Source organism: Exiguobacterium sp. UBA5002 (assembly GCF_002396765.1).
Lineage (GTDB): Bacteria > Bacillota > Bacilli > Exiguobacteriales > Exiguobacteriaceae > Exiguobacterium_A.
In genome coordinates this window covers 63,183-75,459 of record NZ_DGYQ01000023.1, presented here as the reverse complement: position 1 = coordinate 75,459, position 12,277 = coordinate 63,183, and the positions used below count along the sequence as shown (strand labels likewise).

The window sequence follows — 12,277 nt, the reverse complement described above, 5'->3', positions numbered from 1 at the left end:
CGATTAAAAAAATGGAAATCGCTGAAATGTATTGTTACAAACAGATGTCAGAGCTGTTTTTATGTCCTGATTCGGAAGCGTTTTCAATTGTGAACAAAAAATGTTTTTTCACAAAATCGACACAAATCAATTTTAGAGGGCTTGTTTCGCTTTAACGGGCACGATATAACGTTACTATTCAACGATTTTGTTCACCATATGAATAATCTCTTTAACCGTTGATAGTACTACATATTTTCTTCACATCTTCGTGAAATGACTTGCATGGATGATATCTGTGAAAACCTTATCAATCGTTGATATGTATAGGTTTTTCGGCTCTGTTTTTATTGTGAATTCATTTGACTATGAAAGCTGCTTCATTGTATTCTTGACTAGTATGAAAATCCGCAAATTGTGGGAAAGAAAAAGAACTCACAATTGGGAAAAAAGGGGGTCGTCTCTAGTGCGCCAAAGTGGGCTCGCGAAGAGTATGGTCATGGCCTCGCAAATTTCGACGGCACTGGCTGCACCGATCGTCATTGGCTTTTTGGTTGGGAACTATGGGGAACAACAACAATGGTGGGAAAAAATGGGTGCGACGTTCGCCGTGTTCATCGGGATTTTCATCGGCATTCTTTGCATGATCGCCATGATCAGGCACTTGTTAGGGGAGAAGACATGAACATCATCCTTCAAGATGCGTTGTATCGTGCGTACTTACGATGGTTTGGACTCTTTTATGGAATCCTAGCTGTCCTGCTGCTCATCGGACGCCCGAGTGACCCAGTCATCTATGGACTAGCACTTGGTGGAACTGGCAGCTTTCTGATCTTGACGCTTCAACGACTTAGCGTCGATCGGATGTATCGTGTAATTGAGACGGGGCGTAAGCCAGTGTCTCGAGGGACCGTTTCACGCATGGCGGTCGCGGTACTTTGTGTGATGATCGGTTTGAAATATCAAACTGAATTGTCATTAACTGCGGTGGTAATAGGCCTTCTCGCCGGCCACGTCATACAATTTTGTGAGTTCTTGACTCACGAACTCAAGCGGGAAAAGAGGTGAATAGTCAAATGAACCACGAAATGCCACTTTACGAAATCCCACTCTGGGGTGACTTCGTTCTGTACGGTAGCTGGACGAACTTGATCACAGTATTGATTGCTGCTGCTCTCGTCTTCTTGATTGCCGTGGCCGGTACGCGACGTCTTGTGATGAAGCCAACCGGTGCTCAAAACGTGATGGAGATGTTCCTCGAATTCGTTCGCGGCATCATCAGCAGCACGATGGACTGGAAAACAGGGGGTCGCTTCCTTACGTTCGGAATGACATTATTCCTGTTCATCCTTGTGTCCAACATCATGGGTCTCCCATTCAACGTCGTGACGGGACACTACATTTGGTTCAACTCACCAACTGCAGATCCTTACGTGACACTGGCACTTTCATCTCTCGTAGTAGTCTTAAGTCATTACTACGGTGTGAAAATGCGAGGCTTCGGTGCTTATGCGAAAACATTCATGACACCGATGTTTATCATTACCATCATCGAGGAGTTTGCAAACACGTTGACGCTCGGTCTTCGTCTTTACGGAAACATTTTCGCTGGTGAAATCATGATCGGAATTATTCTTTCGATCGGTATCGTCTCTGGTACGAACGATTTCCAATTCCTCGGACCAGTCGGCGCGATCATCTCGGGTATCCCGATGTTGATCTGGCAAGGATTCTCACTCTTCATCGGTGGTATCCAAGCGTATATCTTCCTTATCTTGACGATGGTTTACATCGGACATAAGGCAGCGCACGACCATTAATTCGAAGGTAAAGCATCCGCTTTTCCGATAACAGCACGACAAATCAATGAACATACTCTAGGGAGGCAATTTATCATGAATCTTATTGCAACAGCGATCATCATCGGACTCGGCGCACTCGGCGCAGGTATCGGTAACGGTCTTATCGTAAACGGTACAGTATTAGGTCAAGCACGTCAGCCAGAACTCAAAAACGAACTTCGTCAAACAATGTTCATCGGTATCGGTCTCGTTGAGGCACTTCCAATCATCGGTGTAGCGGTCGGTTTCCTTCTTCTCAACTCTTAATCCACGATTAACGAGAACGGACTACATAGGGCGCTATTCGTTCAACGTTTGAGTGAACCGTCACGGGAGCTTAGGCTCCCTTATGTAGATATTGAAGTTGAACCAACCACGAGGGGAGTGTAATCGAATGAATCTAACGTATCTTGCGGCAGAGGCTGGTGGCGAAGGCAACCATCTCTTATTAGCCAACATGATCGTCACGATCGTCGTTTTCCTCTTGCTCCTCATCCTCTTGAAGAAATTCGCATGGGGCCCGCTCGTCAACATGATGAAAGCGCGGGAAGAGCATGTGGCTAGCGAGATCAACTCGGCTGAAAAGAGCCGTAAAGACGCTGAAGTCTACGTAGAACAACAACGCGAAGAATTAAACAAGGCGCGTACGGAAGCACGCGATCTTTTAGAAGCATCACGCCGTCAGGCAGAAGCAGAGCAAGCACGTGCGATGGAGCAGGCACGTCTTGAATCCGAAATGAGTAAGGAAGAAGCTCGCCGTGCGATCGAACGTGAACGCGCTGAAGCACAAGCTGCTTTGAAGAACGATGTCGCTCTTCAAGCAATCGCTGCAGCACGCCACGTCATGAAAACACAGCTTGCGACAGACGAAGCCGCTCAAAAAGCACTCGTCGATCAATTCCTTGCTGATACTAAGGGCACGAACTAATGCGTGATCACGTAGCGGGACGCTACGCAAAAGCGCTCTTCGATCTTGCGCTTGAGCACCATGTGCTCGAGCAAGCAGAAGCTGATGTGCGGACGCTCGGCGAAGTGCTCCACGCAACACCAGAGCTCGCTTCGGTTTTAGATAACCCATCGATTTCTGCTGAAGAGCTCAAGCAAGTTCTTCAAACAAGCTTCACTGGCTTCAACTCGATCGTCTTGAACACATTGCTCGTCATGGTCGAAAACGACCGGGCGGCAGAAATCGTTACATTACCGGAACACTTCATTGCATTGTTGAATGAACACCGCAATGTCGCGACGGCAATCGTCACGAGTGCATACAAATTGTCAGACGAGGAACTCACGAAAGTGAAAGAGACGTTTGGCCAAAAATCAGGTAAAACGCTTGAAGTCGAGAACGTCGTCGACACGAGTGTCATCGGAGGACTTCGCGTTCAAATCGGTTACACGACATATGACGGTACGATCGAAACTAAACTAACGCGCCTTGAGCGTGAGCTGTTAAAAGCGTAAGAAAATAGGGGTGAAACGCATGAGCATTAGAGCTGAAGAAATCAGCGCCCTGCTTAAAGCGCGTATCGCGCAGTACGGTTCTACGATGGAAGTGAACGAGACAGGTACGGTCATCCAAATCGGTGATGGTATCGCTCGTGCACACGGACTCGACAACGTCATGTCGGGAGAGCTCGTAGAATTCGCTAACGGCACAATGGGCTTGGCGCAAAACTTAGAAGAAGGCAACGTCGGTATCATCATCCTCGGTGACTACCTTGAAATCAAAGAAGGTGACTCTGTTCGCCGTACGGGCCGCATCATGGAAGTACCAACAGGAGACGCACTCCTCGGACGTGTCGTCAACCCACTCGGTATGCCAATCGATGGTCTTGGTCCAATCGAAACAGAACACTACAACCCGATCGAGCGTAAGGCGTCTGGCGTCATGGCGCGTAAATCGGTACACGAACCACTTCAGACAGGAATCAAGGCGATCGATGCCCTCGTTCCAATCGGTCGTGGACAGCGTGAGTTGATCATCGGTGACCGTCAGACGGGTAAAACGTCGATCGCCATCGATACGATCATCAACCAAAAAGAAGAAAACATGATCTGTATCTACGTCGCAATCGGACAAAAAGAATCAACAGTCCGTGGCGTCGTCGAGACGCTCCGTAAAAACGGTGCCCTCGATTACACGATTGTCGTTTCGGCAGCGGCTTCACAGCCAGCTCCACTTCTTTACCTCGCACCATTCGCAGGTGTCGCGATGGGTGAACACTTCATGGACCAAGGCAAACACGTTCTTGTCATCTATGATGATCTTTCAAAACAAGCAGCTGCTTACCGTGAGCTTTCACTTCTCTTGAAACGCCCACCAGGCCGCGAAGCTTACCCAGGGGATGTCTTCTACCTCCACTCACGCCTTCTTGAGCGTGCGGCGAAGTTGAACGACGAGCTTGGCGCAGGTAGCTTGACTGCCCTTCCGTTCATCGAAACACAAGCGTCGGATATCTCAGCTTACATCCCGACGAACGTTATCTCGATCACGGATGGTCAAATCTTCCTTCAATCGGATCTCTTCTTCTCAGGTGTCCGTCCCGCGATCAACCCGGGTCTCTCGGTATCGCGTGTAGGTGGTTCGGCTCAAGTAAAAGCGATGAAGAAGGTAGCGGGTACGCTCCGTCTTGACCTCGCATCTTACCGTGAGCTTGAAGCATTCGCTCAGTTCGGATCTGACCTTGATAAAGCGACTCAATCGAAGCTTAACCGTGGTGAGCGGACAGTTGAAGTCTTGAAACAAGACTTGAACCAACCACTTACTGTCGATAAGCAAGTCATCATCATCTATGCCTTGACTCGTGGTCACCTTGATGATGTTGCTGTAACGGATATTCGTCGTTTTGAAAAGGAACTCAACCTCTGGCTCGATCAAAACCGCAAACAACTTTGCGATGAGATCCGTAAGACAGGTAACCTTCCAGCAGACGAAGAGATCGTAGCAGCAATCTCAGAATTTAAGAAAACGTTCCAAGCGACGGTCTAATCCGGCGGAACGCTCTTGATACTAACAAGGTGGTGAATCGAAATGGCATCGTTGCGCGAGATACAAACGCGGATCAACTCGACGAAAAGTACGAAACAGATCACGAAAGCGATGAACATGGTTTCGGCGTCGAAACTGAACCGCGCTCAAGCACATAGCGCGAAGTTCCAACCTTACATGCTGAAAATGCAAGAGGTACTCGGAACCATTGCGAATGGCACGACAGGTGCGAGCCATCCGATGCTCGAGAAACGTCCCGTCAAAAAGACGGGCTATATCGTCATCACATCGGATCGCGGCTTAGCTGGTGCATATAACGCCAACGTGCTGCGTGAAGTCTACCGGGAAATCAAAGAAAAGCATACTACGGACAGTTACGTTCTCTTCGTGGTCGGTAAAGTCGGTGTCCAGTTCTTCCGTTCACGCGGAATCACGGTCACGGATGCGATCACAGGCTTGAACGATTCTCCTTCGTATGTCGACGTCGCTGAGATCGTGAAGCGCACAGTGAGTGCGTTCACGATCGGCGAAATCGACGAGCTCAAGCTGTGCTACAACCACTTCTTATCTGTCATCAGCCAGGAAGTGAAAGTCGAAACTCTTCTCCCACTCGGAGAAATCGAAGCTTCGTCTTCGACGACTTATGAGTACGAGCCAAGCGAGGAACAAATCCTTGCGGAACTCCTCCCGCGTTATGCGGAGAGCTTGATCTTCGGTGCGCTTCTTGACGCGAAAGTAGCAGAACATGCGTCACGTATGACAGCAATGCAAAGTGCGACAGATAACGCAGATGACTTGATCGGTCGATTGACTCTCGTCTACAACCGAGCTCGACAAGCTGCAATCACGCAAGAAATCACAGAGATCGTCAGTGGGGCTGCTGCACAGCAGTAATCCCGACTGACGTAACGATAGGTAGGAGGAAACACGATGAACGAACTCGGTTTAAAAGGCCGCGTCGTCGCGGTCATGGGACCTGTCATCGACGTTAAGTTCGAAGGACACTTACCGAACATCTACAACGCGCTTCGTATTCAATATACGCCGCAAACTGTAGAAGAAGTGGCTATCGACTTGACGCTTGAGGTCGCCCTGCACCTTGGTGACGACGTCGTCCGTACCATTGCGATGGACTCAACGGATGGAGTACGCCGTGGAATGGAAGTAATCGATACGAATGCTCCAATCTCGGTACCCGTCGGAGAAGCGACACTTGGTCGCGTCTTCAACGTACTCGGCAACCCAATTGATGAAAAAGAAATCGCTGCTGACGTGGAACGTCTTCCGATCCACAAAAAAGCACCGACTTTCGATAACCTTTCAACGAAAGTTGAAATTCTCGAGACTGGAATTAAAGTCGTCGACTTGCTCGCTCCTTACATCAAGGGTGGTAAGATCGGTCTCTTCGGTGGTGCCGGTGTAGGTAAGACCGTCCTCATCCAGGAATTGATCAACAACATCGCCCAAGAGCACAGCGGTATCTCGGTATTCGCAGGTGTTGGTGAGCGGACGCGTGAAGGAAATGACTTGTTCCACGAGATGACGGATTCAGGCGTTATCAAACAAACAGCGATGGTCTTCGGTCAGATGAACGAACCACCGGGTGCACGTCTTCGTGTTGCCTTGACTGGTTTGACAATGGCAGAATACTTCCGTGATGAGCAAGGACAAGACGTTCTTCTCTTCGTTGATAACATCTTCCGTTACACACAAGCGGGTTCTGAGGTATCGGCCCTTCTCGGTCGTATGCCATCTGCCGTTGGTTACCAGCCGACACTCGCAACAGAGATGGGTATGCTCCAAGAGCGAATCACATCAACAAACAAAGGTTCGGTTACATCGATCCAAGCGGTTTATGTACCAGCCGATGACTATACTGACCCGGCTCCTGCGACGACGTTTGCTCACTTAGATGCAACGACGAACCTTGAGCGCCGTCTCTCTGAGATGGGGATCTATCCTGCCGTGGATCCACTTGCTTCGACATCACGTGCCCTTTCACCGGAAATCGTCGGCGAAGAGCACTACAGTGTTGCACGTCAAGTTCAAGAAACACTTCAGCGTTATAAAGAACTTCAAGATATCATCGCGATCCTCGGTATGGACGAGTTGTCAGAAGACGACAAATTGACTGTACACCGTGCGCGTCGTATCCAGTTCTTCTTGTCGCAGAACTTCCACGTAGCTGAGCAGTTCACAGGACAAAAAGGATCGTACGTCCCAGTTAAGGACACGATCCGCGGCTTCAAAGAAATCCTCGAAGGTAAACACGATGACTTAACGGAAGAAGCATTCCGTCTCGTCGGTCCGATCGAAGATGCGATTGAAAAAGCGAAGGCGCTTGTCTAAGTGACAAAGCATAAGGGGGACTTGAGATGAACACACTTCATGTCAATATCGTCACCCCGGATGGCGAAGTGTATGATGGCGATGTCCGTATGGTCGTTGCGAAGACGATTTCTGGTGAGATCGGGGTTCTCCCGCACCACGTCCCACTCGTGACACCACTCGACATCAGCATCTTGAAGTTGCGCCACGAAGATGGCGGACGCACGTTGATCGCTATCAGCGGTGGCTTTATGGAAGTGCGCCAGGATACTGTAACGGTTCTTGCGGAAACTGCGGAGCAAGCAGACAAGGTCGATTACGACCGTGCTGCAGCTGCGAAGGTTCGTGCAGAACGTCGTCTCCAGGACACGAAATTATCAGAACTCGAATTCAAGCGTGCTGAACTTTCACTGAAACGAGCAGTTAACCGTCTCAGCTTGAAAGATTACGGTCGCGATTGATGTCGATCAAAGACTCGATTCCTTCATGGAATCGGGTCTTTTTTTGTACGACGCATCAATGAATGAGTGCGAAGAAGCGTTTTCTGAGCGAGGCGCTTGGAATCAGGTTTAGGAACCGAAAAATATGTAAAAGAACACTATATGCCTTGTTTTAACGATTTCTTCAACAGAAAGCTCATGATTTTCCTCATTTGCTCTTCAATAAATATATTTTATGCGATAAAATAAATGCAGCTTGTGTCATTTTGTTTGCGCAATCATTCATTTTATGAAATCATAGTAAAGTTGAAGAAATTATGAAGAAGAGGTGCGAGGATAGTGACGTCAATTGGTATTAGTGCTCTGATCAGCATGCTCATGTACGTGATCGCCATCTTGTTTGCTTGGTGGGTGATGTTACCAATCAAATGGGATAAATTCCTGCAACATCCTAGAGGTCCACAGGCGGTTTTACTACGTGTCCTGCTTGCTGTTGCTCTTGGTTCCAGTCTGGCGCGCTTTTTACTTGAATATGCTGGTTTTGCGCAACGTCTGAAATTCTTATTCAGCTGAACTTGTAACTTCATTGTAAACCTTGTATCGTGAAACTGGATTACCATGGAAAAGGACACTGTTCTTTAATGAAAGAACACAGTCAATTTATCAATCATCGAAACAGTCGCGTAGTAGTTTTAACTATTGGGAGTTTCTCTTCTATCGGTTCATTTTGAACCGCATACGCACTTATCACGCTATCATAAATAGAACAGAAACGAAGCAGAGGAGTATGGGGAATGGAAAAAATCGTTGTCCGAGGCGGACGTAAATTAGCTGGCACAGTCAAAGTAGAAGGTGCAAAAAATGCCGTATTAAAAACACTCGTTGCAACATTGCTTGCATCAGAAGGACAATCGGTTCTTCAAAACGTACCACGTTTAGCGGACGTCTACACGATCAACAACGTGTTGCGCAACTTAAACGCAGAAGTTGAATTCGATGCAGAAGCAAATACAGTGACGGTCAATGCAGAACCGAACCTTAAAGACGAAGCACCACTTGAGTATGTTCGGAAGATGCGGGCATCAATCCTTGTCATGGGACCATTACTCGCACGTCTCGGTCGCGCACGCGTTGCGATGCCAGGTGGTTGTGCAATTGGGTCACGTCCAATTGACCTCCACTTGAAAGGCTTCGAAGCGATGGGAGCGAAAACGATCATTGGAAATGGATTCGTTGAAGCACATGTAGACGGCCGTTTAAAAGGTGCAAAAATCTATCTTGACTTCCCATCAGTCGGTGCGACAGAGAACATCATGATGGCGGCAACTCTCGCAGAAGGAACAACAGTCATCGAGAACGTCGCAAAAGAACCAGAAATCGTTGACCTTGCGAACTTCTTGAACGCAATGGGCGCAAAAGTCCGCGGTGCAGGTACAGAAACGATCCGCATCGAAGGCGTCGAGAAATTACACGGTGCAACACACTATGTCATTCCGGACCGAATCGAAGCAGGTACGTTCATGATCGCAGCAGCGATCACAGAAGGTGACGTTGAAGTCATCGGCGCAGAACGCGAACACCTTCGTCCACTCATCTCGAAGATGGAAGAGATGGGCGTTAAGATCACGGATACAGAAGAAGGACTCCGTGTCGTTGGTCCAGCGAAACTTGAAGCAGTTGATGTCAAGACGATGCCACACCCTGGTTTCCCGACAGACGTTCAAGCACAAATGATGGCTCTCGTCCTCAAAGCAGGCGGCACATCCGTCATCACGGAAACGGTCTTCGAAAACCGTTTCATGCACGTCGAAGAATTCCGTCGCATGAATGCGGACATCAAGATTGAAGGTCGCTCGTCGATCATCAATGGCGGCGTACAGTTGCAAGGAGCAGAAGTTCTTTCAACAGATCTTCGCTCAGGTGCTGCACTCGTCACAGCAGGATTGATCGCTGAAGGCGAAACGCGTGTCGGTGCGCTTCACCACATCGATCGTGGATACGTCGACTTCCACCTCAAACTTCAAGCACTCGGTGCAGACGTCGAACGTGTGACAGAAGAAGCAGCAATCGTCGAAGAAACGGCAGCAACAAAGCTTTAATTCCAATTATCCAAGCATCATCTCATGTTTTTGAGATGATGCTTTTTTGATGTATTTTCAAAAAGATGACAATGAAATGTGAAAAGCGAAAAAGAAAGTCGTTTCGTTATGAGGCGTATGCTAGAATTGAAAAGTATGTATACATAAATGGGTTAGACGTCCAAACGACGTTCTATATTTTGGAAGAATAGCCATCGGGTAAAGGAGAGCACACGAGATGTTTTCAAAAGATATCGGAATCGACTTAGGGACGGCGAACGTCGTCATTCATGTCAAAGGAAGAGGCATCGTCCTCGATGAGCCATCGGTCGTCGCGATCGATAAGGCAACAGGTAAGATTCATGCAGTAGGAACGGAAGCACACTTGATGGTAGGGCGGACACCGGGGAACATCGTCGCGATTCGTCCCTTACAAGACGGAGTCATCGCGGACTTTGAAATGACGGAAGCAATGCTTCGCCATTTCATCGATAAGATTGAAGTCCGTAAGATGTTCGGTGGCGTCCGGATGTTGATCTGTACACCAGCAAGCATCACGACGGTTGAAGCGAAGGCGATTCGTCAAGCCGGTGAAAAATCAGGCGCAAAGACGGTCTTCCTCGAAGTCGAGCCGAAGGTCGCAGCAGTCGGTGCCGGTATGGACATTTGGATGCCAGCAGGGCACATGGTCATTGATATCGGTGGGGGAACGACGGACGTCGCTGTACTATCGATGGGTGATATCGTATGCGGGGAGACGATCAAGGTCGCAGGAGATCGCTTCGACCACGACATCATCCGTTCAATCAAGGATACACATAAGCTCATCATCGGGGAACGGACGGCACAAGCGGTCAAGACGACAGTTGCTACTGTTTCAGAAGACGGACGGAGCGAACAGATGGATATTCGGGGACGCAATCTCGTGACAGGCTTACCGCACAACATCACGGTGACATCAGAAGAGATGCACGAAGCGCTCGCGGAAGCAGCGATGGAAATCGTCGAAGCAACGAAGCGTGTGCTCGAGAAGACGCCACCAGAGCTTGCAGCGGATATCATCGATCGCGGTATCATCCTGACGGGTGGGGGCGCACTCCTTGACGGCATCGATCAACTGCTTGCAAAAGAACTCGGACTACCGGTTCTGATCGCAGAAGATCCAATGCTATGTGTCGCACGCGGTACAGGCATCATGCTCGATAATCTAGGCAAGTGATGAAAAGATGGAAGTGTTCTCAACGGAGAATGCTTCTTTTTTTTGTAGCATTCATTTTGCGAATTAATGAAGAGTAGAGGACAACTGGAAGAAACACTTGAACGATTCAAACGCTAGACATTTCACATTGTGAAGTGTATATTAGAAGTTGTTGTATTGAAACGAATTGTCAAATAAAAGGAAGTGATGCCACAATGCCATTGTGGAAAAGAAATTTAGTCGTTGTTTGGTTCGGTAGTTTTTTGACCGCTGCAGCCCTCAGTCTCGTATTACCGTTTTTGCCTTTATTCATTGAAGAACTCGGTGTCGACAGCCGACAAGACATTACGACCTGGTCCGGTATCGCCTTTGGTGCAACGTTCCTCGTCGCTGCGATCGTCTCACCAATCTGGGGACGTCTCGCTGACCGAAAAGGTCGGAAGCTGATGTTGCTTCGCGCAAGTCTTGGTATGTCGATCGTCATGTTCTTGATTAGTTTCGTTCAAGACGTCTATCAACTCGTATTCTTACGTCTTGTCATGGGAGCCGTGTCCGGATTCATTTCAGCCGGTATTACACTCGTTGCTTCCCAAACCCCAAAAGAGAAAAGTGGCTGGGCGCTCGGCACCCTGTCGACCGGTGGGATTGCCGGTGGATTGCTAGGACCTCTCATTGGAGGATTCCTCGCCGACGTTGTTGGGCTTCGACCCGTTTTTCTCTTTACGAGCGTACCGCTCTTCATTACCTTCCTCGTGACCTACTTCTTAGTCAAAGAAGAATTCGTCCCAATGGAAGTTAAAAAAATGGCGTCCGCGAAGGAAATCATCCAGTCGCTGCGTCATCCGGAACTGATTTTAAGTCTCTTTTTGACGACGTTCCTGATTCAGTTCGCGGCACAATCAATCAGTCCGATCCTGTCGCTGTATGTTCGAGAACTTAGTCCGGGGACAGAACGTCTGGCGTTACTATCCGGGATTGTCGCTTCGGCACCTGGGATTGCGGCATTGATTGCGGCACAGCGTCTCGGTCGTCTCTCAGATAAGATTGGAGCAGAGCGTGTCTTGTTTTTTGCGCTACTTATTTTTGCGGCGTTCTTGATTCCGCAAGCGTTCGTCACGGATACGAGCCAACTGATCGTCTTACGGATGGGAATTGGTTTTGCGACAGCAGCACTGATGCCATCGGTACAGGCATTGCTTCGGAAGAATACGCCAGCCAATGCGTCAGGACGGATTTTTGGATATAACCAGTCCGCGCAGTTCATGGGGAACTTCCTCGGACCGCTCGCGGGTGGACAGATTGCCGGTCACTTCGGCTTTGAAGCGTTATTCCTCTTCACTGGACTGATCGTCATCACGAATGCCGTGTTAGAGCGGACACAAACAGCAGTGCTTAGTAAAAATAACGGATAAGGTAAAACACGT

Annotated in this window: 14 protein-coding genes; all 14 read left to right on the top strand. The window is 48.7% G+C overall.

Going from position 1 to position 12,277, the window contains the following annotated elements:
* Positions 1–445 precede the first annotated feature (445 nt).
* The 14 genes from B4C70_RS06335 to B4C70_RS06270 all read left to right on the top strand — a co-directional run bounded on the left by B4C70_RS06335 (position 446) and on the right by B4C70_RS06270 (position 12,265).
* A complete protein-coding gene (locus B4C70_RS06335) occupies positions 446–664 on the top strand; it encodes an AtpZ/AtpI family protein (RefSeq protein WP_023469502.1) in 219 nt (72 codons plus the stop codon).
* Positions 661–1,047, top strand: coding sequence for an ATP synthase subunit I (locus B4C70_RS06330; protein ID WP_023469501.1), 387 nt, complete (start codon positions 661–663; stop codon positions 1,045–1,047). The genes B4C70_RS06335 and B4C70_RS06330 overlap by 4 nt, the downstream gene beginning before the upstream one ends.
* An 8-nt stretch (positions 1,048–1,055) precedes the next feature.
* Positions 1,056–1,799, top strand: coding sequence for a F0F1 ATP synthase subunit A (gene atpB / locus B4C70_RS06325; RefSeq protein ID WP_023469500.1), 744 nt, complete (start codon positions 1,056–1,058; stop codon positions 1,797–1,799).
* A gap of 75 nt (positions 1,800–1,874) precedes the next feature.
* Positions 1,875–2,087, top strand: coding sequence for a F0F1 ATP synthase subunit C (gene atpE / locus B4C70_RS06320; protein WP_023469499.1), 213 nt, complete (start codon positions 1,875–1,877; stop codon positions 2,085–2,087).
* A 127-nt stretch (positions 2,088–2,214) separates the two neighbouring features.
* Entirely contained in the window at positions 2,215–2,748 is a 534-nt protein-coding gene (atpF, locus tag B4C70_RS06315) for a F0F1 ATP synthase subunit B (protein WP_214852108.1), read from the top strand.
* A complete protein-coding gene (locus B4C70_RS06310) occupies positions 2,748–3,281 on the top strand; it encodes a F0F1 ATP synthase subunit delta (RefSeq protein WP_023469497.1) in 534 nt (177 codons plus the stop codon). The genes atpF and B4C70_RS06310 overlap by 1 nt, the downstream gene beginning before the upstream one ends.
* A 19-nt stretch (positions 3,282–3,300) precedes the next feature.
* Positions 3,301–4,809 carry a F0F1 ATP synthase subunit alpha gene (gene atpA / locus B4C70_RS06305; protein WP_023469496.1) on the top strand — a complete coding sequence of 503 codons (1,509 nt, stop codon included), beginning with the start codon at positions 3,301–3,303 and terminating at the stop codon, positions 4,807–4,809.
* A 42-nt stretch (positions 4,810–4,851) separates the two neighbouring features.
* The gene (gene atpG, locus B4C70_RS06300; protein WP_058704130.1) at positions 4,852–5,703 is read left to right on the top strand and encodes an ATP synthase F1 subunit gamma; all 852 of its coding nucleotides are present in this window, start codon (positions 4,852–4,854) and stop codon (positions 5,701–5,703) included.
* 36 nt (positions 5,704–5,739) lie between these two features.
* Positions 5,740–7,158 carry a F0F1 ATP synthase subunit beta gene (gene atpD, locus B4C70_RS06295; protein WP_290777670.1) on the top strand — a complete coding sequence of 473 codons (1,419 nt, stop codon included), beginning with the start codon at positions 5,740–5,742 and terminating at the stop codon, positions 7,156–7,158.
* Positions 7,159–7,184: 26 nt separating this feature from the next.
* Entirely contained in the window at positions 7,185–7,598 is a 414-nt protein-coding gene (locus B4C70_RS06290; protein WP_029342737.1) for a F0F1 ATP synthase subunit epsilon, read from the top strand.
* A gap of 351 nt (positions 7,599–7,949) precedes the next feature.
* The gene (locus tag B4C70_RS06285; RefSeq protein WP_217448997.1) at positions 7,950–8,150 is read left to right on the top strand and encodes a DUF1146 family protein; all 201 of its coding nucleotides are present in this window, start codon (positions 7,950–7,952) and stop codon (positions 8,148–8,150) included.
* A gap of 221 nt (positions 8,151–8,371) precedes the next feature.
* Positions 8,372–9,676 carry a UDP-N-acetylglucosamine 1-carboxyvinyltransferase gene (gene murA, locus B4C70_RS06280; protein ID WP_290777666.1) on the top strand — a complete coding sequence of 435 codons (1,305 nt, stop codon included), beginning with the start codon at positions 8,372–8,374 and terminating at the stop codon, positions 9,674–9,676.
* A 217-nt stretch (positions 9,677–9,893) separates the two neighbouring features.
* Positions 9,894–10,874: a rod shape-determining protein MreB gene (gene mreB / locus B4C70_RS06275; protein WP_023469490.1), complete on the top strand. Its 981-nt coding sequence runs from the start codon at positions 9,894–9,896 to the stop codon at positions 10,872–10,874.
* Positions 10,875–11,068: 194 nt separating this feature from the next.
* Positions 11,069–12,265: a multidrug efflux MFS transporter gene (locus B4C70_RS06270; RefSeq protein WP_290777661.1), complete on the top strand. Its 1,197-nt coding sequence runs from the start codon at positions 11,069–11,071 to the stop codon at positions 12,263–12,265.
* Positions 12,266–12,277: the final 12 nt, after the last annotated feature.

Coding starts and splice junctions, on each gene's coding strand:
- B4C70_RS06330 (WP_023469501.1), top strand. CDS start 661: ATGAACATCATCCTTCAAGATGCGTTGTATCGTGCGTACTTACGATGG.
- atpB (WP_023469500.1), top strand. CDS start 1,056: ATGAACCACGAAATGCCACTTTACGAAATCCCACTCTGGGGTGACTTC.
- atpE (WP_023469499.1), top strand. CDS start 1,875: ATGAATCTTATTGCAACAGCGATCATCATCGGACTCGGCGCACTCGGC.
- atpF (WP_214852108.1), top strand. CDS start 2,215: ATGAATCTAACGTATCTTGCGGCAGAGGCTGGTGGCGAAGGCAACCAT.
- B4C70_RS06310 (WP_023469497.1), top strand. CDS start 2,748: ATGCGTGATCACGTAGCGGGACGCTACGCAAAAGCGCTCTTCGATCTT.
- atpA (WP_023469496.1), top strand. CDS start 3,301: ATGAGCATTAGAGCTGAAGAAATCAGCGCCCTGCTTAAAGCGCGTATC.
- atpG (WP_058704130.1), top strand. CDS start 4,852: ATGGCATCGTTGCGCGAGATACAAACGCGGATCAACTCGACGAAAAGT.
- atpD (WP_290777670.1), top strand. CDS start 5,740: ATGAACGAACTCGGTTTAAAAGGCCGCGTCGTCGCGGTCATGGGACCT.
- B4C70_RS06290 (WP_029342737.1), top strand. CDS start 7,185: ATGAACACACTTCATGTCAATATCGTCACCCCGGATGGCGAAGTGTAT.
- B4C70_RS06285 (WP_217448997.1), top strand. CDS start 7,950: ATGCTCATGTACGTGATCGCCATCTTGTTTGCTTGGTGGGTGATGTTA.
- murA (WP_290777666.1), top strand. CDS start 8,372: ATGGAAAAAATCGTTGTCCGAGGCGGACGTAAATTAGCTGGCACAGTC.
- mreB (WP_023469490.1), top strand. CDS start 9,894: ATGTTTTCAAAAGATATCGGAATCGACTTAGGGACGGCGAACGTCGTC.
- B4C70_RS06270 (WP_290777661.1), top strand. CDS start 11,069: ATGCCATTGTGGAAAAGAAATTTAGTCGTTGTTTGGTTCGGTAGTTTT.